This window comes from Nocardioides sp. NBC_00368 (genome assembly GCF_036090055.1).
Classification (GTDB): Bacteria; Actinomycetota; Actinomycetes; order Propionibacteriales; family Nocardioidaceae; genus Nocardioides.
This window is the reverse complement of record NZ_CP107970.1, coordinates 5456543-5478271: the sequence shown is the minus strand read 5'-3', so window position 1 is coordinate 5478271 and position 21729 is coordinate 5456543. Positions and strand designations below refer to the sequence as shown.

General features: G+C 68.5%; 19 protein-coding genes. 7 read left to right on the top strand and 12 right to left on the bottom strand.

The window, feature by feature from the left end; all coding sequences use genetic code 11:
* Positions 1 to 176: 176 nt before the first annotated feature.
* Positions 177 to 431, bottom strand: coding sequence for a WhiB family transcriptional regulator (locus OG984_RS26215; RefSeq protein ID WP_008361238.1), 255 nt, complete (start codon positions 429 to 431; stop codon positions 177 to 179).
* Between the two features lie 376 nt (positions 432 to 807).
* On the opposite strand from OG984_RS26215, the gene cofD reads away from it, so the two are divergent.
* Genes cofD through OG984_RS26200 form a run of 3 tightly spaced genes read left to right on the top strand, consistent with a single transcriptional unit; the run spans position 808 to position 3619 of the window.
* A complete protein-coding gene (gene cofD / locus OG984_RS26210; RefSeq protein WP_328529037.1) occupies positions 808 to 1821 on the top strand; it encodes a 2-phospho-L-lactate transferase in 1014 nt (337 codons plus the stop codon).
* Entirely contained in the window at positions 1818 to 2795 is a 978-nt protein-coding gene (locus tag OG984_RS26205) for a coenzyme F420-0:L-glutamate ligase (RefSeq protein ID WP_328529036.1), read from the top strand. Before cofD ends, OG984_RS26205 begins: the two co-directional genes overlap by 4 nt.
* Positions 2796 to 2836: 41 nt before the next feature.
* Positions 2837 to 3619, top strand: coding sequence for a DUF3105 domain-containing protein (locus OG984_RS26200; protein ID WP_328529035.1), 783 nt, complete (start codon positions 2837 to 2839; stop codon positions 3617 to 3619).
* Positions 3620 to 3738: 119 nt separating this feature from the next.
* Here OG984_RS26200 and OG984_RS26195 read toward each other — a convergent pair whose 3' ends face one another.
* On the bottom strand, positions 3739 to 4815 hold the full coding sequence (locus OG984_RS26195; protein ID WP_328529034.1) for a mannose-1-phosphate guanylyltransferase: 1077 nt from the start codon (positions 4813 to 4815) through the stop codon (positions 3739 to 3741).
* 23 nt (positions 4816 to 4838) lie between these two features.
* Between OG984_RS26195 and OG984_RS26190 the strand changes: the two genes are divergently transcribed.
* Positions 4839 to 5543 (top strand): TIGR03089 family protein, encoded by a 705-nt coding sequence (locus tag OG984_RS26190; RefSeq protein WP_328529033.1) that lies wholly within the window; start codon positions 4839 to 4841, stop codon positions 5541 to 5543.
* 500 nt (positions 5544 to 6043) lie between these two features.
* Here OG984_RS26190 and OG984_RS26185 read toward each other — a convergent pair whose 3' ends face one another.
* From OG984_RS26185 to OG984_RS26150, 8 genes are all read right to left on the bottom strand, one after another.
* Positions 6044 to 8179 carry an N-acetylmuramoyl-L-alanine amidase gene (locus tag OG984_RS26185; RefSeq protein ID WP_328529032.1) on the bottom strand — a complete coding sequence of 712 codons (2136 nt, stop codon included), beginning with the start codon at positions 8177 to 8179 and terminating at the stop codon, positions 6044 to 6046.
* A 218-nt stretch (positions 8180 to 8397) separates the two neighbouring features.
* Positions 8398 to 9195, bottom strand: coding sequence for an ABC transporter ATP-binding protein (locus OG984_RS26180; protein WP_328529031.1), 798 nt, complete (start codon positions 9193 to 9195; stop codon positions 8398 to 8400).
* On the bottom strand, positions 9192 to 10091 hold the full coding sequence (locus OG984_RS26175) for an ABC transporter permease (RefSeq protein ID WP_328529030.1): 900 nt from the start codon (positions 10089 to 10091) through the stop codon (positions 9192 to 9194). Before OG984_RS26175 ends, OG984_RS26180 begins: the two co-directional genes overlap by 4 nt.
* Entirely contained in the window at positions 10075 to 12090 is a 2016-nt protein-coding gene (locus OG984_RS26170) for a glycosyltransferase (protein WP_328529029.1), read from the bottom strand. Before OG984_RS26170 ends, OG984_RS26175 begins: the two co-directional genes overlap by 17 nt.
* On the bottom strand, positions 12087 to 13280 hold the full coding sequence (gene glf, locus OG984_RS26165) for a UDP-galactopyranose mutase (protein ID WP_328529028.1): 1194 nt from the start codon (positions 13278 to 13280) through the stop codon (positions 12087 to 12089). The genes OG984_RS26170 and glf overlap by 4 nt, the downstream gene beginning before the upstream one ends.
* Positions 13281 to 13317: 37 nt before the next feature.
* On the bottom strand, positions 13318 to 14223 hold the full coding sequence (locus tag OG984_RS26160) for a glycosyltransferase (protein ID WP_328529027.1): 906 nt from the start codon (positions 14221 to 14223) through the stop codon (positions 13318 to 13320).
* The gene (locus tag OG984_RS26155) at positions 14220 to 15155 is read right to left on the bottom strand and encodes a glycosyltransferase family 2 protein (protein WP_328529026.1); all 936 of its coding nucleotides are present in this window, start codon (positions 15153 to 15155) and stop codon (positions 14220 to 14222) included. The genes OG984_RS26160 and OG984_RS26155 overlap by 4 nt, the downstream gene beginning before the upstream one ends.
* Before the next feature lie 92 nt (positions 15156 to 15247).
* Complete coding sequence (locus OG984_RS26150; protein ID WP_328529025.1) at positions 15248 to 16750, bottom strand: LCP family glycopolymer transferase; 1503 nt, start codon at positions 16748 to 16750, stop codon at positions 15248 to 15250.
* A gap of 111 nt (positions 16751 to 16861) precedes the next feature.
* On the opposite strand from OG984_RS26150, the gene OG984_RS26145 reads away from it, so the two are divergent.
* The 3 genes from OG984_RS26145 (at position 16862) to OG984_RS26135 (ending at position 19798) form a co-directional block, all read left to right on the top strand.
* On the top strand, positions 16862 to 18199 hold the full coding sequence (locus OG984_RS26145) for an LCP family protein (RefSeq protein ID WP_328529024.1): 1338 nt from the start codon (positions 16862 to 16864) through the stop codon (positions 18197 to 18199).
* A gap of 97 nt (positions 18200 to 18296) precedes the next feature.
* The gene (locus OG984_RS26140) at positions 18297 to 19022 is read left to right on the top strand and encodes an ABC transporter ATP-binding protein (RefSeq protein WP_328529023.1); all 726 of its coding nucleotides are present in this window, start codon (positions 18297 to 18299) and stop codon (positions 19020 to 19022) included.
* Positions 19022 to 19798 (top strand): ABC transporter permease subunit, encoded by a 777-nt coding sequence (locus tag OG984_RS26135; RefSeq protein ID WP_328529022.1) that lies wholly within the window; start codon positions 19022 to 19024, stop codon positions 19796 to 19798. Before OG984_RS26140 ends, OG984_RS26135 begins: the two co-directional genes overlap by 1 nt.
* On the opposite strand, the gene OG984_RS26130 is transcribed toward OG984_RS26135, so the two are convergent.
* Both OG984_RS26130 and OG984_RS26125 read right to left on the bottom strand, forming a co-directional pair.
* Entirely contained in the window at positions 19768 to 20514 is a 747-nt protein-coding gene (locus tag OG984_RS26130; protein WP_328529021.1) for a response regulator transcription factor, read from the bottom strand. The two genes, OG984_RS26135 and OG984_RS26130, sit on opposite strands and share 31 nt — an antisense overlap.
* Positions 20511 to 21635, bottom strand: a complete 1125-nt coding sequence (locus OG984_RS26125) for a sensor histidine kinase (RefSeq protein ID WP_328529020.1) — start codon at positions 21633 to 21635, stop codon at positions 20511 to 20513. Before OG984_RS26125 ends, OG984_RS26130 begins: the two co-directional genes overlap by 4 nt.
* Positions 21636 to 21729 lie beyond the last annotated feature (94 nt).

The window sequence follows — 21729 nt, the reverse complement described above, 5'->3', positions numbered from 1 at the left end:
GACCTGTCGGGCGATCGGCGATATCCCCCTGGGCATGATCGGCGTCCCATGGGCTCTGCGACGTGGATTGCGGAGCCCTCGACAAAGGACGTGGATTGCGGAGCAATCGGCAAAACAAGACAGCAGGCCCGGACCTTGACGGTCCGGGCCTTGCTGGCTCGTGCTTGGTTATTGCCTCAGACTGCGCGCTTCTTCAGCTTGCGGCGCTCCCGCTCGGAGAGTCCACCCCAGATTCCGAAGCGCTCGTCGTTGCCCAGAGCAGACTCAAGGCAGTCCTGGCGCACCTCGCAGGTCTGGCAGACCTTCTTGGCCTCCCGAGTCGATCCACCCTTCTCAGGGAAGAACGCCTCCGGATCCGTCTGCGCGCACAGGGCGCGCTCCTGCCAGCCCCCTTCGTCGGTGTCCGGCTCGAGGAGAAACAGCTCTCTCATCGTCTTTCCGACCTTTCGACCCTATTCAGCTTGTTTTCGGGACCGTGACCCCAATTCGGGCCAGTCACCTCATGCCATCGGCAGGTAACCGATCCCCCCGTTTTTTGCGGGAACTGCCTCTGTTACGACCGAGGTCGAGGTTTTGATGCAGTTCCTGTTCGAAATTTTCCCGAGATTTCCTGGCGCTGTCTCCAGCGCTGACGGTCCCCGGTTCAGTTTCGAATCACACTGATGAAATTACATGCCTGTCGGTGCCACAAGTCAACCCTCAAATCTGCTAGGCGGTGTCCCGAGCTTGTCGAGGGGGCTGCACTAACACAGGCTTTCCGCACCGGCTGGAGCAGGGGCGCTGGCCCTCGTCTGAGAGGCTAGGACCATGCGTGACATCACCGTTCTCTCCGGCGGCCATGGTGGCTCGAAGTTCATCTCCGGGCTCCTCCACGGCATCTCTGCCGGCCGCGTCCCAGGCATTAGGGAAGATGCCCGGGTCACCGTGATCGCCAATACCGCCGACGATCTCTGGATGCACGGTGTCAAGGTCTGCCCCGACCTCGACACGGTGATGTACACCCTTGGCAACGGATTCGACCACGAGCGCGGCTGGGGCCGCAAGGCCGAGACCTGGTCGATCAAGGAGGAGCTCGAGGCCTACGGCGTGCCCGGCACCTGGTTCGGCCTCGGCGATCGTGACATCGCCACCCACCTCGTGCGCACCCAGATGCTCGAGGCCGGGTTTCCGTTGTCGCAGGTCACCGCCGCGTTGTGCGAACGCTGGCTGAAGCCTGTATGGGACGAGCGGGTGCAGCTGCTGCCGATGACCGACGACCGTGTCGAGACCCATGTGGCGGTCAAGGACGAGAATTCACCCAGCGGTCTCTCGGTCGTTCACTTCCAGGAATACTGGGTACGCCTCCGGGCCGGCGTGCCCGTCGAGAAGCTGATCTTCGTGGGGCAGGACGAGTCGAAGCCGGGCCCCGGGGTGATGGACGCGCTGCTGAAGTCCGACCTGGTGATCCTGCCCCCGTCCAACCCGGTCGTCTCGATCGGGACGATCCTCGGAGTGCCCGGGATCCGGGAGGGGCTGGTGGCCACCTCGGCCCCGGTCGTCGGGATCTCGCCGATCATCAGCGGTCATCACGTACGCGGCATGGCGGAGCAGATGCTGGCCGCCATCGGAGTCGACGCGACCGCCGCCGGAGTCGGTCTGCATTATGGGACGCGGGGCGCTGGCGGAGTCCTCGACGGCTGGTTGGTCGACACCGCCGACGCCGGCGCCGTCGCCTCTCTCACCGAATCCGGGCTGAAGGCGGCCGCCGTGCCGCTGTGGATGTCCTCCGAGGACGCGACCGCCGACATCGCCGCCGCCGCGGTCGAGCTGGTGACCCGATGACGGGGTCCATGGACGGGCGGGGCATCACCGTCACCGCCCCCGACGGCGTACCCGAGGTGCGGAAGGGCGACGACCTCGCCGCTCTGCTCCTCGACGCCCTCGACTCCGGCCTGGTCGACGGCGACATCGTGGTGGTCACCTCGAAGGTGGTCTCCAAGGCCGAGGGCCAGGTGCGGGAGGGGATCCGCGACGACGCGCTCCCCGGCGAGACGACCCGGGTGGTGGCCCGGCGCGGGCCGACCCAGATCGTACGCAGCCGGCTCGGGCTGACGATGGCCGCTGCCGGGATCGACGCCTCCAACGTCGAGGCCGGCCACATCGTGCTGCTGCCGCTGGACCCCGACGCCTCCGCTCGCGCCCTGCGCGCCACGCTCCGCGACCGCACCGGCGCGAACGTCGGCGTGATCATCACCGACACCGCCGGGCGGGCCTGGCGCGACGGCCAGACCGACATCGCGATCGGCGCCGCCGGGCTCGAGGTGCTGGAGAGCTTCGCCGGCCAGGTCGACGCCTACGGCAACGACCTCGTCGTCACCGCGCCGGCCGTCGTCGACGAGATCGCCTCGGCGGCCGAGATCTCCCAGGGCAAGCTGGGCGCGCGGCCGTTCGCGGTCCTGCGCGGCCGCCCGGACCTGGTCCGCGAGCCCGGTGACGACGGACCCGGGGCGAGCGCGCTCATCCGCCCGGAGGGATCGGACTTCTTCGGCTTCGGGGCCCGGGAGGCCGTTGTACGCGCACTGAAGGGTGCCACCGAGGACCAGGCTCCGTTCGGTGCTCCGGCGAGCGTCGAGGAGCTCTCCGCGGCCGTCGCCGAGGTCACCGGGACCGCCCCTGTGGCGCACGGGGACGGGCTCCGCGTGGACGGAGCCGACCCTGCGGTGGTCGCCACGCTGGCCTTCGCGCACGGCTGGCGATGCGAGCGCGCGAAGATTAATCACGGGGCAACTTCCCTTCTGCTACCACTGACCACCTAGAATCTGCGCGTCCCGACAAAAGACCCGAGGTACGCCGAACAGTGGCCAACAAGTCGCTCAACAAAGACCGCCGTGCGGTCATCAACGACATCCGCAAGAAGCAGGGCCGCGCCGAGCGCGTCCGTGGTGCGGCGATCGTCGGTGTCTGCGTCGTCATCGCCCTCGTGATCGTGGGTGCCGCCGCGTGGGGTCCGATCACGGACTTCTTCAAGACCAGCAAGTACGACGACGTCGCACTGCAGGACATCGGCAAGAGCACCAAGGCCGCTGGCTGCCAGAAGATCACCGAGATGGCCGCCGACGGCAACCAGAACCACATCGCCACCGGCACCGAGCAGACCTACACCACTGCTCCCCCGGCGTTCGGCCCGCACTGGAACGAGGCCAACGTCGCGCCGGCCGACATGTCGCGCAAGTTCTACAGCGCGGCCGACCGTCCCGACCTCGAGGCGCTGGTGCACAACCTCGAGCACGGCTACACGATCGTGTGGTACGACGACACCGTCTCCGAGGACGAGCTGAACACGCTCCGCGCGATCGGTGACAAGTTCGCCGGCACCTCCAACTTCCGCTACAAGTTCATCGCGGCCCCGTGGACCGCTGCGGACGCCAAGGAGACCGCGGTCGCCGGCGACAAGAAGACCGAGTTCCCCGCGGGCACCCACATCGCGATGACGCACTGGTCCGCCGACCCGGCCAACCCGACCGAGGCCTCCACCCAGAAGGGCGTCTTCCAGTACTGCGAGAGCGTCTCCGGCGAGGCGATCAAGGACTTCATGCAGAAGTACCCCTACACCTCCAGCCCTGAGGCCCAGGCCATGTGATCCTGGCCCCCAGGACGTACGAAACGGCCGTCTCCCTTCGGGGAGGCGGCCGTCTCTCATATCCGCTGGTCGAGCCGCCGGAGCCCCTAGGCGAAGGCGGCTCGACCGACGGAGGCGCGTCAGGTGAGGTCGGTGCGGTCGGAGTCCTTCAGGGCGGCGACGATCTTCTTGACCTGCTGGGCGTGGGCGCGGGTGGTGACCAGGACGGCGTCGTCGGTGTCGACGACGACGATGTCCTCGAGGCCGATGAGGGCGATCGTGCGGCCGGAGTGGGGCACGACCAGGCCCGTGGAGTCGAGGGCGTGGACGAGGGTGTCGTCACCGAGGATCGTGGGGCCCTCCGGCGAGGCCGTGGTGGCAGCCTGGAGCAGCGTCGCGAGCGAGTCGAAGTCGCCGATGTCGTCCCAGCCGAGGTCGGCGGGCACCGTCGCGACCTTCCCCGCAGCCGCGGCCGGCTCCGCGACCGCGTGGTCGACCGCGATCTTCGGCAGCGTCTCCCACAGCTCCTCGAGTCGCGACGGCTCGGCGGCGATGGCCCGCAGCCGGTCGGTGAAGCCGGGGTCCGACTCCGCGAGCAGGTCGAGGAGGACAGTGGGGCGGACCACGAACATCCCGGCGTTCCACCGGTAGCGACCGGTCGCGAGATAGCCGGCAGCGACCTCTGCCGACGGCTTCTCGACGAACTCATCGACCAGGAAGGCACCCGGGTGGCCGTCCAGCTGCTTGCCCTCGGCGATGTAGCCGAACGCGGTCGAGGCGAACGTCGGCGAGATCCCGATCGTCACCAGCCAGCCGTCCGCGGCGACGGCCGCGGCGCTGCGTACGGTCTCGTGGAAGTTGTCGACGTTGCGGATCACGTGGTCGGCGGCGAAGGAACCCATGACCGCATCCGGGTCGCGGCGCTCCAGGAAAGCAGCAGCCAGGCCGATCGCGGCCATCGAGTCGCGCCCGCTCGGCTCGGCCAGGATCGCGTCGTGCGGCACCTCCGGCAGCTGCTCGCACACCGCCCGCTCATGGACCGCGCCGGTCACCACCATGATGCCGTCGCAGACGGGCTCGAGACGGTCGTAGGTCTCCTGCAGGAGCGTCCGTCCGTGGCCGGTCAGGTCGCGCAGGAACTTCGGCTCCGAGGACCGCGAGAGCGGCCACAGCCGGGTGCCGGCACCACCAGCGGGGATCACTGCCCAGAACGTCATGCCGCACACCTTAGGGTTTCATCGTGACCAGCTTTCCCGAGACCCTCGCCCGAGCCCTGCGGACCAACCCCGGCGGTCCACTGGTGACCTTCTACGACGAGGCCAGCGGCGAGCGCCAGGAGCTGTCGACGGCGACGTACGCCAACTGGGTGGCCAAGGCCTCCGGCCTGCTCCTCGACGAGCACGGCCTCGAGCGTGGCGACAGCATCCGCATCGACCTGCCCACACACTGGCTGGCCGCGGTGTTCCTCGGTGCCGCCTGGAACACCGGGCTCGTCGTCACCGACTCCGACAGTCCCGATGCCGTCGTCTGCGGCCCCGACACCGTGGCGGCATGGGCCGACAGCGCCGGGAAGCGGCCGACGCTGGCCTGCTCCCTGCTGCCGTTCGGCGTACGTTTCGCCGACCCGCTCCCCCAGGGCGTGCACGACGTCGGCATCGAGGTCTGGGGACAGCCGGACGCCTTCACTCCCTGGGACCCGCCGGCCGCGGACGATGCCGCCACCTCGTGGGCCGGCGTCGAGACGAGCCACGCGGACCTGCTCGGCGGCGACGGGAGCGGTGCGCGACTGCTCTCGACCGTCCCACCGGCCTCACCGTCAGGCACCGAGCTCCTGGCCGGCCTGATCGCCGGAGGCGGGTCGCTGGTACTGGTCGTCAACGCGACCCAGGACCGGCTCGATGTCCTCGCCTCGAACGAGCGCGCAACGCATTTCCCGGACGCGTGAGATGTCTCGATACCGCATGGATATCGGCACCCGATAACACCTTTTCTCACGCGGATATCTTCCGCAGAATTCCGGTTGTCCCGGCAACGATGAATCGGCGCCAGCCCTGGATTCGTAATCCGGGCCGGCGCCGACAGGATGCCTCGGCGAGTGCGGTGGTGCGGCGCCCTACGGATTCGAGGAAGGGGTGTGCTGTCCTGGGAGTCCGTAGTCGATCGAAGGCGCCGACCGCCGCGCCGCGAGGCGCCATGGGCGGGTCACAGGCTGTTCAGCAAGTCGATCACCGCCTGGATGATCGCCTGAATGATGCCGGGATCAGACATGTGCAGACTCCTTTCCAAGTTCCCGAGAAACCCTAGAAATGCGAGCCGGCGACCGGCAGAGAAGCGTGTTGCGTCCTCCCTGTCGCAAACTCGCTGAAAAACACGTTAGACACATCTAACGGACGCTGTCCATGAAATGCTCGGAATTTCCGCGATAACGAAAATTCGTGACGCGCGCTATCCGAACTGGTCGTAGCCCCGCATGACACCCATCTGCGACTTCCGGTCCCAGCCACCGCTCTGGTTGTGCTCGTAGGCGAACCACATCCCGTCGGACTTGCGACGCAGCAGCAGGTCGCCGCCCGTGGAGGCACCGCGCAGGTCCTTGGTCGCGAGGATGAAGTCGAAGACGCTGGTGTCGATGCCGGGGTCGGAGTAGGTGGTCAGGCCACCGGGACCGTTGGTGCGGAAGATCAGCAGCTTGTTCGAGAGCCTGAAGATCGCCTCAGGGGAGCCGTCGTCTGCGTAGAAGCGACCCGCTCCGATGACCTGGGTCGAACCGCTCACCGCGCTGCGCATCCGGTAGGAGCCACCCAGTGCGCGGGTGCCGTGCCCGGGCCAGACCCGGATCTCACCGGTGGGGTGCTTGCCCAGGAGATCGGGCCAGCCGTCGCCGGTGATGTCACCGACGACGTCGAGGACCGCGAGCGACTCGAAGTTGCGCCCGATGATGACGCCCGTGGCGAAGCTCTCGGTGCCGTTGCCCCGGTTGACCCGGATCGTCCCGTCGGTGTGCCGGATCAGGATGTCGCCGTCGCCGTCGCGGTCCCAGTCACCGGCATTCATCAGCGTGGCCGAGCTGCCGCCGATCAGATTGGTCGCCCGCGGCGTACCGAAGCGGGCGTTGCCGTCGGTGCGGATCACGACGATCCGCTTGTCGGTGGCCCGCCGCGCGACCAGGTCGGGGTAGCCGCGGCCGCTGATCTGCGACTGCAGCTCCCGTGCGGCCCAGCTCGCCTGCTTCGAGCCCGCCTGCGAGCGGATCGTGCTCAGCTGGGCGTAGAGGTAGCGCCCCGGGCATGCGGTGGACCCGGCGTCGCGATGGCCCATGATCGCGTGCGCGAAGGTGCGGTCGCCGATCCTGGTGGAGCCCTTGTTGCCGCGTACGCCGTGCAGCGACAGCTTCCACGCGAAGAGCGTACCGAAGGCGTTCACCAGCGCGCTCGGGGGCGCGACGTTGTCGAAGTTGCCGATCGCGGAGGCCCCGAAGCTGTAGCTGTTGTAGCCCGACGTGTGGGCGCCGACGACGGGTCGGTCGACGCCGCCGTAGCGGCCCTCCCAGATCCGGCCGAACTTGTCGACCAGGAAGTTGTAGCCGATGTCGCGCCAGCCGCGGCTCTGCACGTGGAAGGTGTAGATGCTCCGGATGATCCCCGGCACCTGGTCCCTGGTGTAGGAGTTGGTGTTGACGGTGTGATGCACGAACCCACCGCGCACCTCGTGATAGTCGGGCGGGCCGGCCTCACGCACGCTCTCGTCGGCGCCCCACTGGCGACGGCTGTAGATGCTGGGCTTGGGCGTGTACGCAGCCGCCGACAGCGTCGCGTCGCCCTCTTGAGCGCCCTCGGCGCCGCCCCTGGCGTCCTCCGCCGCCTCCGGGGCGTCCTCGGCCCCGGTCTCGATCTCGGGCGACTCACTGCGCGTCGAGCTCGCCTCGCCAGGAGTGATCACCGCCAGCCGGAGGTCGGCGGGCACCTCCGCACCGGTCAGCCGCAGCCGCGCCTGCACCTGCTCGACCTCGCCGACGATCGCCTCCATGGTGCCCGGTCGCGACCCGGCAGCCTCCGAGGACGCGGGGTCAGGAGCGTGGTCGTCGACGTGGACGTCCAACGCCTGCCAGGGGCTCCACGTCCCGTCCACCGACGTGCGTACGTCCGCCCCGACCGCCTCCTCCGGGACGACCGCGCCGGGCGCCCAGGTGAGCCCGACCGTGCCGAAGCCGTTCACGGGCTGCGGAAGGCTGGTGACGGTCACCGCATCGGCGGCGGAAGCGGCCCTTCTGGCCTGCGCGGTGATCCGGCCGGTCGCACCACGGCCGGACTCACGAGGGCTGGCCGGCGGCGCGGTCAGCGAGATCTCCTCCAGGTGGGCATCGACCGGGTCCGCGGGCACCTCGGCCGCGGCCGGCATGGCCGTGCTGTTCGAGACCGGGGCCTCGCCAGGACGGACCACCTTCAGGTCGACGACGGTGCTCGCCGGTACCAGGGCGGCCAGGACGACCCCGAGCACGAGCAGCTGCTGGGTCGAGGCCACGTAGCGGGACCGAGCACGCTGAGCGTCGTTCGACTCGTCCTGTTCAGCCTGCGAAATCATGCGTGGATCCCCCTGGTTCCGTAACACCAGGGAACATCTTTCACATCAGCAACAGAGGACGGAAGAGCCCACGGGGAACTACATGTCTGTAATTCCCCGCAGGCTCACGTGCCGGCAATGGAATCTCGACGCGCTTCGCGGGTTCGCAAGCTCACCCGGCTGCGCTCGCTCGATCTCTTCGCGTTGCGACCCTGCGACTTCGTCGCAGGGTCGCAGGCTCAGACCTCCGCGCCGAGGGCACTGTCGGCGGCCTCGAGCTGCTTCAGCTTGGCCGACCCTTTGGCGTCGTCCTCACCGTAGTGGAGGTATTCGATGCCCTCGTCGACGTCGCCGTCGAAGACCAGGCGGCCCTTCTCCAGGCAGATGACGCGGTCACACATCCGCTTGACGGAGCCGGCGGCGTGGCTGACGTAGACCACGGTGCGGCCGCTGTCGCGGATCTCCTCCATCTTCTCCATGCACTTCTTCTTGAAGGGCTTGTCACCGACGGCGAGGACCTCGTCGGCGAGGAAGATGTCGGAGTCGATGTGGACGGCGACGGAGAACCCCAGGCGGGAGTACTGCCCCGAGGAGTAGTTGCCGACCGGCGAGTTGAGGTGGTCGCCGAGCTCGGCGAACCTCACCACATCGTCGTAGATCTCGGCGGTCTCCTCGGCGGAGAGCCCGTAGATCGCGGCGTTGAGGAAGATGTTCTCCCGACCCGACAGTTGCGGGTGGAAGCCCGCACCCGTCGCGATCAGGCCGGCGATCTGACCACGCGTCTTCACGACACCCCGGTCGGGGCGCATCACGCCGCTGATCAGCTTGAGCAGCGTCGACTTGCCGGAGCCGTTGAGGCCCATGAGGCCGACCGACTCGCCCTGCTTGATCGTGAAGGTGACGTCGTCCAGCGCCTTGAAGGTGTTGGAGACCGCCTGCCCCTTGATCTTGGCGACGGTGATGTCCTTGATGCTGCGGTGGTAGCGGAGCGTGAAGTTCTTGGTGACCCCGTCCACCACGATCGAGTCGGCGGTCATGTCAGACGCTCCGGAATCTTGTTCTCGTACTTGCTGAAGATCAGCTGCGCGATCACCAGCAGAACCAACGAGCCCCCGAACGCCCCCAAGCCCCACATCCACAGGTTCTCGGGCAGATGCTCGGCGGCCGTCGACTCGGGGTTGTCCGTCACCCCGATCCAGAATGCCTGCTGGAAGAGCAGGACGGCCTCCGAGATCGGGTTGAGCAGGTAGATCCAGGACTTCTCACCGAGGAACTCCTCGATCATGGAGAACGGGTACATCATCGGTACGCCGAACCGGATGTAGTTGGTGAGGATGTTGACCGCGCTGCCGAAGTCGCGGAAGAAGACGTTGGCCAGGCTGAAGACCAGTGCGAGCGCCGTGCCGAGCGCCATCACGATGCCGAGCGCGAGCAGGAACGACGGAACCATCTCCCACGTCGGGGTCCACCCGCTCAGCAGGCAGACGACCACCAGGATCAGGGTCGCCGGCACCAGGTGGTAGAGCGAGACCAGCATCGAGGCGACCGGGAACATCTCCTTCGGCATCGCCATCTTCTTCAGCAGACCCTTGTTGCCCAGCAGAGACCTGGTGCCGGCACCAAAGGTCTCGGTGAAGAAGTGGACGATGACGAGCCCGGCGAACAGGTGGATCGGGTAGTACTCCATCCCCTTGTCCGCGCCCATGATCTTGCCCATGAACAGCCAGTAGACGCAGAACTGCGTCAACGGGTTGATGTAGGACCAGAAGACGCCGAGGATCGAGTTGGAGTAGCGACCGCTGATCTCCCGCTGCACCAGCAGCTTGAGCAGGTAGCGGCGCTTGAAGACCGAGAGCAGCCCGAGGTTCTCCGCCGGCGGTGCCAGCGGCGCGTCGACGATCCGTACGGGACGATCATCAACTCCGGTTGCCATCGGTCCCCTTCTCCTCAGCGACCTTCCACGGTTCGAAGGTCTTCTCCCAGGCCTCCGGCGAGGTGAACTCGCTCAGCTTGGAGCGGTACTCCTCGGCCAGCTTGGGCCAGCGACGCTTGAGCTGGCGGTGCACCTTGATGGTGTCCCTCAGCATCTGGTTGAAGAGCTTCTTGTCGCGGCGGTAGAAGGCAGCACCCTGCTGGTCGTTCATCGACACGATGGCGCTGTCGTACTTGGTGATCCGGTACCACTGGTTGTCCATCGCGGCGAGCTCCGCCTCGGGGAACTCCGTGGAGAGCTTGCGCGGCTTCATGAGCTGCCGGATCGGCGCCTTGAGCGCGGCCAGCTTGACCTCGCGGTTGGTCGGGACCTCGGTGTCCTCCTTGCCCTTGCGCGGCGGCTTGTGGCGGCGCACGGGCGGGAACTCGTCACGGTCGGCCTTGAGCTGCGCGTCCGGGAAGTCCTTGACCATCTCGCGTACGGCGGGAAGCTGGGTCGCGAGGGTCTCGTGGAGCTTGTCGGGGCCGGCCAGCACGTCGAGCAGCGCCTGGTGGCGCAGCAGGACGGTCGAGTACTGCATCGAGACCAGGTGCTTGATCTGGTGGGAGAACGACTCGGTGACCATCCGGCCGCCGTCGTCGTAGATCGAGTGCAGCAGCGCGGCGACGAAGCGGTTGCGCTGGTGGAAGTAGGACTGCCAGTCGAGCGCGTCGTTCTTGTCGGTCCACGGGACGTGCCACACGGCCGCTCCCGGGAACGACACGGTCGGGAAGCCGGCCTCCTTGGCGCGCAGGCCGTACTCGGAGTCGTCCCACTTGATGAAGACCGGCAGCGAGAGCCCGATCTCCTCGATCACCTTTCGCGGGATCAGACACATGAACCAGCCGTTGAAGTCCACGTCGACGCGCTTGTGCAGCCAGCGGGTCGAGCGCAGGTTGCGGGCGCCGAAGTCCCAGTCGCCGAAGACGCCGGGAGCCGACTGCCACCAGAACCGCCACGGCTGGACGATCTCGCCGTAGGAGTGCAGGCGGGACTTGGCGTAGAGCGAGAACATGTGGCCGCCGACGATGGTCGGCCGCTTGGCGAGGTCACCGAAGGTGACCGCGCGGATGATGCCCTCGGGCTCGCAGACGACGTCGTCGTCCATCATCAGGGCGTACGTCGCGGTGCCCTTGCGCAGCGACTCGAGCTGACCGCGCGCGTAGCCGCCGGAGCCGCCCAGGTTGCCCTGCTCGATGATGTGCAGCAGGTCGCCCAGAGCCTTCTCCGCCGCCGGGAACTCGACGTCGTCGACGACCTTCTTGGTGCCCTGCTCCATCACGAAGACGGTGTCGAGGTAGGGACGCAGCGCCTCGTCCTCACCCATCTGGGCGAGCAGCTTGGCGCAGAAGTCGGGCTTGTTCATCGTGGTGACGCAGATGTCGACGGTGCCGTGCTCGGCACGGTCGTCGGGGACCTCCGCGGTCCACTCGGCCGAGGTGATGACGGCGTCCTCGTCGGAGGCGACCACGTCGTACCAGTACCAGCCGCCGTCGACGAACGGCTTCAGCGGCAGGTCGAAGGTGAAGGTGCCCTCGGGGTTGGTGCCGGTGTCGGCGGCGTCGACGCGCTGGGAGCGGCCGTTGGCCATCGACTTGTAGACGATGACGCTCGCGCCGCGGCCCTGCAGCGCGACGGTCAGCTTCACGTCGTCGACCACGGTGTGCCGGCGCCAGTAGCTGGCCGGGAAGGCGTTGAAGTAGGTGCCGAGCGAGAGCCGCTCGCTCTTCAGGATCCGCAGCGCCGTACGCGACTCGATCTGGTCGGGGTGGATCTGGGTCCCGTCGTTGATCGACTGGCGGATCTGGGCGTTGTTCAGCGCCTGGGCCGTCTTGTCGGAGCCGACCTCGTACTTGTCGGCGTCGAGGATGGCAGCCTGGTTGTCGACGTAGAGCGGGAGTACGTCGGAGTCACGGTCCAGGGGCAGGATCTGCCGCTGGAGCAGTCGGGTCACGCTCATTCGTCAACGCCTCCGGAGGTGAGCGGGGTGCCGTCCTCGAAGTGGGGACGGAGCTTGTTCTCGAACATGGTGAGCGCGGACGCGATCGCCATGTGCATGTCCAGGTACTTGTAGGTGCCGAGGCGGCCACCGAAGAGCACCATCGGCTCCTTCTTGGCCAGGTCGCGGTAGACCAGGATCTTCTCGCGGTTGTCGGCGGTGTTGATCGGGTAGTACGGCTCGTCGCCCTCCTGGGCGAAGCGGCTGTACTCCTTCACGACGACGGTCTTGCCGGGCTTGTAGCGGTCGGCACGCTCGGGGTGGAGGTGCTTGAACTCGAGCTCGCGGGTGAACGGGACCTCGGGGTCGTTGGCGTTGACCACGCCGGTGCCCTGGTAGTCGTCGACGTCGAGGATCTCGGACTCGAGGTCCACGGTGCGCCACGACAGCTTGCCGGCGGAGAAGTCGAAGTACTCGTCGACCGGGCCGGTGTAGACGATCGGGACCTTGCCCTTGTAGTCGTCGACGACCGTGAAGAAGTCGGTGTCGAGCAGGACCGTGATGTTCGGGTGGTCGGCCATCCGCTCCAGCCACGCGGTGTAGCCGTCGACCGGCAGACCCTCGTACTTGTCGTTGAAGTAGCGGTTGTCGAAGGTGTAGCGGACCGGGAGGCGCGTGATGATGTCCGGCGACAGCTCCTTGGGGTCCTTCTCCCACTGCTTGGCGGTGTAGCCCTTGATGAACGCCTCGTAGAGCGGGCGGCCGATCAGCGAGATCGCCTTCTCCTCGAGGTTCTGGGCCTCCTCGGTCTTGAACTCGCTGGCCTGCTCGGCGATCAGCGCGCGCGCCTCGTCGGGAGTGTGCGACTTCCCGAAGAACTGGTTGATCAGCGCGAGGTTCATCGGCAGGGAGTAGACCTGTCCCTTGTACTTGCCGAAGACCTTGTGCTTGTAGTCGGTGAAGTCGGTGAACTTCCGCACGTAGTCCCACACCTTCTCGTTGGAGGTGTGGAAGAGGTGGGTGCCGTACTTGTGCACCTCGATGCCGGTCTCCTCGTCGAACTCGGAGTAGGCGTTGCCCCCGATGTGGGGGCGGCGCTCGATGATGAGCACCTTCTTGTCCAGCTCGGAGGCGGCGCGCTCGGCGATGGTCAGGCCGAAGAGGCCGGAGCCGACGACGACGAGGTCAGGAGTGGTTTCAGGGGAGGACACGATCGCTCAGTCTAGGTCTCTGTGGGTAAGGGGTCGGTCAGGAGGAGGTGGTGGGGATGGTTCGCATGCCCCGCGCGGCGCGCAGGGCCTTGATCACGTTGACGGCTTCGTGCTTGCCGCCTCGCAGGGGGCTGAGGATGACCACAGCCGCCGCGATGAGCCAGGGCTTGAGACGTACGAGGACGTTCTCGCCGTAGCGGAAGTGGACGACGAAGAGGTTGCGGTACATGTAGAAGCCCTTCCAGCCGGCCAGGTCGTGCTGCTGGCTGAAGTCGAGCTGCCGCACGAGCACCGCGTCGCGTACGGCCCAGATGGTGCGGCCGGCGCGGCGGGCGCGGATCGCGAGGTCCACGTCGTCGTAGAAGATGAAGTAGGTCGGGTCGGGAAGACCGATCTCCTCCAGGACGGTGCGGCGGATCATGAAGCCCTCGAAGGCGACGTTCTCCACCGGGACACGCTCGGGCATGGCGTCGCGGGTCGGGTAGGTGTCCATCACCGCGGCGGTCTTGGGCTTGATCGCGAGGGGGTTGCGCAGGTCGAACTTCAGCGCGGCCAGCTCGATCAGGTTGCCGTTGCGGTCCTCGCGCACCGAGAAGAGGCAGTCCTCGTCCTGGGCGAGCAGCACCTCGAGGCAGTCGTGGGCCGGGACGACGTCGTCGTCGATCAGGTAGAGCCGGTCCCAGCCCTGCTCGACCGCGGCCTTGGTGCCGAGGTGGAAGCCACCGGCACCACCGAGGTTCTCCGGGCTGTCGATGACCTGGAGGTTGGGCGTGACCGCCTCGGCGAGGACCTGCGCGGTGTGGTCCGTGGAAGCGTTGTTGACGACGATCACGGCGTCGGCGGGCTGGTCGAGCTTGGTGAGCCCGTCGAGCAGCCCACGCAGCATGTCGGCGCGGTTGTAGGTGACGACGACGATCGCGACCGTCTCACGGGTGGTGCTCAACGAAGGAACCTCTCGTGTCCACTGAAGTCCCCCCGGACAGCCGCCCACCACGCCTGCGCAGAGAGCCGGATCCGCTTCGGCTGCGGCTTGGTGAGCAGGTAGAACCATAGGGTCTTGGCCACGAAAGCCAAAGCGAAGGGCCACCCTCTGTAGTCGCGCAGGTTGAGGAGGTTGTTGCGCGCCATGCAGTAGTGCTTCAGGTCGCTGGGCGTGTGGTTGTACGTCGCCCTCCCCCACGCCATCGGGGTGCCGAGATCGCCGACGGCCGGATGGCGCACCTGGGCCCCGACGACGGTCGCGATCCGGGCGCCGGCCTGCTCGGCCCGGAGACGGTATTCGTGGTCGTCGCCCCAGATGAAGTACTCCGCCCGGGGGTAGCCGATCCGTTCCACCAGGTCGCGGGTGACCAGCACCCCGTTGAACGGGATCACGATGTCCTTGATCAGGCCGTCGGTGGCCGCCGCCTCGACGTCGGCGAGCTGGTGCACGACCTTGGAGCGGCCCGGGAGCCGGATCGGGAAGACCAGGCGGCCGGGATCGCCCTCGTCGACGACGAGCGGCCCCCAGAAGTCGAGGTCGGTCTGCTTGAGGAGAAGCGCCAGGCAGTCGGGGTCGGGCAGGCCGTCGTCGTCCATCAGCCAGACCAGGTCAGCGCCGCGCTCGATCGCCAGCTCCAGACCGTCGTGGAAGCCGCCGGCCCCGCCGCTGTTGCTCTGCAGGGTGCGCGCGACCACCGGAACCTGGCGCTGGCCGGGCTCCTCGGCGCCGTCGAGCTGGGCGAGCCACTGCGACGTACCGTCCGTGGAGGCGTTGTCGATGACGATCACCTCGTCGAGCCCGCCGACCACGTCGAGCCGCTCCAGCAGTCGCTGCAGCAGCTCGAGACGGTTGAAGGTCACCACGACGGCGGCGACGCGATTGCTCCCTGGCACGGTTCCAGACTAGCCGCGACCGCGGGGTATCCCGGGAATCAGCGAGTCGTCGTGACGCCCCGTTAACGCGTTGTTCAACACGCGTGGCACGCTCAGCACGCCGAGGCGAGGTCGTCGGTCTCGTTGGCCTGGTAACCCTTGTTGCGCGAGCCCAGCGAACCGCCGGTGACGGGTCCGCCCTTGTCGGAGTCGCCGGAGGCCTTGGGCTTGCTCTTCGAGGCGGGCGCCTTGGTCTCGCCGTCCTCGCCGGTGCTGGGGGAGGCGAAGACTTCCTCCTTCTTCGGAGTGGCCTTCTTCACCGCCTTGCGCACCTCGGCGTGGATGTCGGACATGTCCGGGTCGGCGGTGTTCACCAGCGGCGGCACCAGCGAGAGCGTCGAGATCTTCTGCGACTTCGCCTTGAGCGCCAGCGCGGAGAACCGCTCGATCTCGCTCGGCGGGACGGAGGTGGTGATCGTGGAGCCGGTCGCCTTCGCGACGTCCTGGTAGTGGCGTACGACGTCGGCCGGGCTGGTCTGCTGCAGGATCGCGTTCAGGACGCACTTCTGGCGGGCCATCCGGGAGTAGTCGTCGGAGTCGTGGCGTGCCCGGGCGTACCAGAGGGTCTCCCAGCCGTCGAGCTTCCTGGTGCCGGGCTGGATGTGGGTGTAGAAGCTGTCGGAGGGGATGCCGACCGGGATCGGCTGGCGGACCTTCAGGGTGACGCCCCCGATGGCGTCGACGATCTCCTGGAAGCCGTTGAGGTCGACGATCGCGTAATAGCTGATCTGCAGGTCGGTGATGCCCTCGACCGCGTCGACGGTGGCGGCCATGCCAGGGTCCTTCTCGCCCTTGTAGAGCTCCTTGTGCTCCCCGGCCCAGGTGCTCACGCCGTTGAGGTAGCAGCCGTCGCAGTCGAAGCCGCGCGGGAACTCCTTGTCCATCGGAGAGCCGTCGTCGAAGGTGAAGTTCTGCATGTTTCGGGGCAGGCCGATGAGGACGGTGCGACCCGTGACCGCGTCGATCGAGGCGACCGTCAGCGAGTCGGGCCGCAGACCCCAGCGGGTCTTCCCGCCGTCGGAGTCGGCTCCGGCGAGCAGGACGTTGAAACGGCCGTTGTGGGCCTCGGCGGCCTCCGCGCCGGCGAAGATCGCCTCCACCATGCCCTTGTGGACCCCGACCAGGTGGGCGCCGAAGATCAGGGTCGCGCCCACGGAGAAGGCCAGTGCGCCGCCGATCGCGACCACGACCCGGCGCTGCTTGAGGTCGAGCTCGAGCGGGCGGCCCAGCCGCCAGGCGTCGATGAACAGTGCGGCCCAGGCGATCGCACCGGCGATGAGCGCGATCCGGAAGAGGCCGAGCAGCCAGGGCCTGGTGCCGAGCTGGAAGATCAGGCCGTGCCAGAGCAGGGAGATCGCGAAGACCAGCCCGGCGGTGACCGCGAGACCGATGACGGTCCAGATCGCGATCCGGCCGACGCGGCGGTTGCCGGCGACGAGCTGGGCCGACCCCGGCAGGAGCAGCGTGATCAGCAGCAGCGCCATGGCGCGGCGGAACCGCACGCGGGAGGCGCGCTCGGCGGCCGTACGCTGCGGCCGGTAGTTCTGGTCAGCCATCTCGGTCCCTCGGATAAGAGTTTGCATCGCCAGTATCACTAGTCACACACGTAACAGAGTGACGCGACGCGCCGACCAACTCTAGTCGCCGGGCACGGTACGTTTGAGCGCATGCCAAACCCCCGCAACCCTGGCAACCCGAACGATCCCCGGTCGCAGCAGTACGGCTGGGCGTACGGCGGTGGCCAGCCTGCTCAGAACTCGGGTCCGGAGCCGACCAACGTCATGCCCACCGTCCGTCGGCCTCCCGCCGGCTCGCCGCCCCAGGCGCCGCCGCGTGGCGGCTATGACCGGCCGCTGCCCCAGCCGGGCGAGATCGCGCCGACACCCGGGCAGGGTAATTATGGCAACCAGGGCTATGACCAGGGTTACAACCAGGGCTACAACCAGGGCTGGAGCCAGCCGAGCGAGTACGGCGGCAACGGCGGTGGTGGCTACGGCGGGCCGGGCGATGGTTACGGCGGTCGCGGGGGCCGCCAGCCCCGGCCCAAGAAGCGCCACCCGTTCCGCAAGTTCGTCATCATCGTGATGATCCCGATCCTGATCCTGGTCGGCTCGGTGGCCTGGATCGGCATCTCGGCCTGGAACAAGGTCGACAAGGTGGCCTACGAGCCGACCGCGGGCGAGCGGCCGGCGGACCAGCCGGGCACCACGTACCTCATCGTCGCCAGCGACTCCCGCGAGGGCCTGACCGCCGAGGAGAAGAAGAAGCTCTCCACCGGCGACGCCGCGGGCAGCCGCACCGACACCATCAAGCTGCTGCACACCGGCGCGGGCAAGACGATCGTGGTGACCCTTCCCCGCGACTCGCTGGTCCCGATCCCGGGCCACGGCACGACCAAGATCAACGCGGCCTTCGCCTACGGCGGGCCCGAGCTGCTGGTGCAGACGATCGAGCAGAACACCGGCGTGCGCATCGACGGCTACGTCGAGATCGGCATGGGCGGCCTGGCCCGCCTCGTCGACGGCGTCGGCGGCATCGAGATTTGCCCCAAGAAGGACATGAAGGACCCCAAGGCGGGCCTGGACATCAAGAAGGGCTGCCAGGAGGTAGATGGCGTCACCGCGCTCGCCTACTCCCGCTCCCGCTACGCGGCCGAGAACGGCGACCTCGGTCGTGGCGCCAACCAGACCGAGGTCATCTCGGCGATCGGCAAGAAGGCCACCAGCGCGGGCACCCTGCTGAACCCGGCCAAGCTGGCCGAGATGGGCAGCGGCGCCGAGGGGCTCAAGGTCGGCAAGGGCATGAGCGTCATCGGCGGCGCGAAGTTCCTGTGGGCGTTCAAGGCGCTCGCGGGTGGCTCGGCGATGACCTGCGGCGTGCCGATCAAGGACTTCGCGGTCAACTGGCGCAAGGAGGACGCGCTGACGATGTTCGGCCACATCAAGGCGGACACCGTCGACCAGATCCCGGCGGACATCTGCACGGCGACCGGTCTGCCCGAGTAGCTCGTTTCGTCCGCAGCCGTCCCTACTGACTTTCGTCGGTAGGGACGGCTGCTTTTCGTCCACTGTCATGGGGCGCGTACGTCCCTAGGTTCGACGCATGATCACACTGGACCACCTGACCAAGAGATACGGCGCGACCACCGCGGTCGACGATCTCACCTTGCAGATACAGCCCGGCCGGGTCACCGGCTTCCTCGGCCCCAACGGCGCCGGCAAGTCGACCACGATGCGGATGATCCTCGGCCTGGACCGGCCGACGTCGGGGACCGCCACGATCGACGGGCGCCCGTACGCCTCGCTGCGGCGTCCGCTGCGCGAGGTCGGTGCGCTGCTGGACGCCAAGGCGGTGCATCCCGGCCGCCGGGTGCGTACGCACCTGGTGGCGATGGCGCGGAGCAACTCGATCCCGGTGGCCCGGGTCGACGAGGTGCTCGAGCGGGTCGGCCTGGCCGGGGTCGGCCGGCGGCGGGCGGGAAGCCTCTCGCTCGGGATGAGCCAGCGGCTCGGGATCGCGGGCGTGCTGCTCGGCGACCCGCGGGTGATGCTCTTCGACGAGCCCGTCAACGGGCTCGATCCCGACGGCGTGCTGTGGATCCGGAACCTGCTGAGGTCGCTCGCCGCGGAGGGACGTACGGTCCTGGTCTCCAGCCACCTGATGAGCGAGATGCAGCAGACCGCCGACCACCTGGTCGTGCTGGGCCGGGGGCGGCTGCTCGCGGACTCCTCGCTGGAGTCGTTCGTCGCCGGGCACGGGTCGCTCGAGGAGGCGTACTTCCGGCTGACCGCCGGCAGCGTCGAGTACACGGGAAGCGAGGTGGCCTGATGCTTGCCACGATCGCATCGGAATGGACCAAGCTCTGGTCGGTCCGCTCGACCTGGTGGTGCCTGATCGGCGCGGCCGCGCTGATGGCGCTCTACTCGGTCCCGCTGGGCTTCGACGCGGCCGAACCCAACCCGGACCTGTCCCGCGCGGACCAGCTGCTCCACGTCGAGGACGTCGCCACCGCGGGCCTGCTGTTCACCCAGTTCGCGCTGATCGCGCTGGCCCTGCTGACGGTGACCTCGGAGTATGCCTCCGGCAGCATGCGTACGACACTCCAGTGCGAGCCCCGGCGCGGCCGGGTGCTGGTCGCGAAGCTCGTCGTGGTCGAGGCGGTCGCCCTGGTCGCAGGCGCGCTCCTCGCGCTCCTGGGAGCCGGTCTCGGCTACCTGACCGCGGGTGACTACGGCGTCTTCGACGTCTCCGCGGTGGCCACGGTGGCCGGCAAGGTCAGTGTCTACATGGGCGCTGTCGTCGCGCTGGCGATCGGGCTCGCGGTCGCGCTTCGGAGCACGGCGGGCGCGCTGGTCGTGGCCTTCCTGGCACTCTTCCTGCTGCCGATGGTGCTGATGATGAGCGGGATGGACCTGATGACCGAGGTGTCCTACTACCTGCCGGGGACCGCCGGCACGGAGTATCTCGGCGTCGGCATCGCGACCCTCTTCGGGCTCGACGACGGCCTTCCCTACGACGTCAACGGCGGCCTCGGTCTCCTCGCCGCGTGGTCGGTGGTCACGCTGCTGGCCGGCTACCTGGTGTTCCGCAGGCGCGACGCCTGATCCTTGTCGGTGGTCGAGCTCTCGGTCCTGGAGGTCTCGACAAGCTCGACCACCGATGGCGCCACGAGCCCTGCCTCGTGCGCGAGGACCGCCGCCTGCACCCGATTGCGTACGCCGAGACGGCCGAAGGCGCTGCTCAGATAGGCCTTCACGGTGCCCTCCACGAGATGGAGCCGGCGGCCGATCTCGGCGTTGGAGAGCCCCGCGCCGACCAGCGCCATCACGTCGCGCTCGCGGTCGGTCAGGGTGGCGACCTTGGCCCGTGCCTCGGCGGCCCGCGACATCCGGTCGCCCGCCCCGGCGCCGAGCTCGGCGATGACCCGCTGGGCCACCCGCGGGGAGAGGTAGGCGGCGCCGTCGGCGACCGCGTGCACGCCCGCGAGCAGCTCGCGCGGGTCGCCCGACTTGAGCAGGAACCCGCTGGCACCGTCTCCGAGCGCCCGGGCGATGTAGGCGTCCTCGGAGAACGTGGTCAGGATGACCCGCGCGGTCTCCGGGGCGGTCCGGGCGATCTCTGCCGCGGCCGCCAGGCCGTCCATCCGCGGCATCCTGACGTCGAGCAGCGCCACGTCGGGTCGGTGGCGCTGGGCGGCGTCGACCGCCTCGCGCCCGTCGGCGGCCTCCGCGACCACCTCGATCGCCTGGTCGGTCTCCAGGATCGCGCGTACGCCGGCCCGGACCATCGCCTCGTCGTCCACCAGCAGCACCCGGATCACAGCACAGCCTCTCGCCGCTGGAGGGCGGGCAGGTCGGCGACCACCTCGAAGCCTCCGCCTGGGACAGGGCCGTGGCGCAGCGTGCCGCCGGCGGCACGGGCCGCCTCCTCCAGCCCGGCCAGGCCCAGCCCGGTCGTCGCTCCGGCACGCGGCGGCAGGGTCGCTCGGCCGTTGCTCACCGAGAGGCGTACGCCAACGGGTTCGCGCTCCTCCACCGAGACCGTCACCGACGACCCCGGCGCGTGCCGAGCGGCGTTGGTGAGCGCCTCCTGCACGATCCGGTGCGCAGCGGCGTCCCGGACCGGTGCGGTGCCCTCGGTGAGCGAGCCGACCAGACGTACGTCCATCCCCGACTCACGCGCGCGCTCGACCAGGCCGCCGATCCCGGCCGCGGCGGGGGTCAGCGGCGCCTCCTCGTCAGCGGGACGGAGCACACCGACGATCTCGCCGAGCCGCTCGGTGGCCCCGGCGGCGGCCGCGCGGATGTCGCCGGCCGCCTTCTGGTGGGTCGCGGTGAGCCCCGGTGCCACCTCGAGCGCCCCGGCGCGCAGCGCGATCAGGCTCAGCTCGTGGCCCAGGGAGTCGTGCATCTCCTGCGCGATCCGGGCCCGCTCGGCCAGCTGGGCCTGCTCGATCGCCGTCGAGTGGTGACGGGCGACCTGGCGCAGGTAGCGGCCGCTGAGCCAGGGAAGCGCCATGAAGATGATCATGTTGCCCGCCATCGCGACCCGCACACCGCCGCCGTTGACGGCGGCGTCGAGCGCGGTCAAAGCCACCACGGCCACGCCCACAACCGCCACCGACGGCCACACCTGATCGGCCCACCTGCCGACGAGGAAGCTCACCAGGGCCGCGAACGCGACGTAGCTGATCAGGATCCAGCCGTCGTTCGCCACCACCGTGCCGCCGACCAGCAGGCACACCAGCGCCACCGCGACCGCCGGGTGCCGATGCCGCAGCCACATCGCGAGCGCGACGCCGACGACGCCTGCCACCGCCGACCAGCCCGACCACTGCGGGTGGCCGGCGCCACTCATGTAGAGGTGCTCGGCCGCGACCGCGGCGATCAGCAGTGCCGAGAGGATCGGCTCCCAGACCCGGGGCACACGCAGCAGACTCACGCTCGACACGGTAGTTGCCGCCCTGCTCGGGCTGTACCGACTTTCGACAGTAGGTGAACCCGACCCGTCCGCGGCCGAAAGAACCAATCCACGG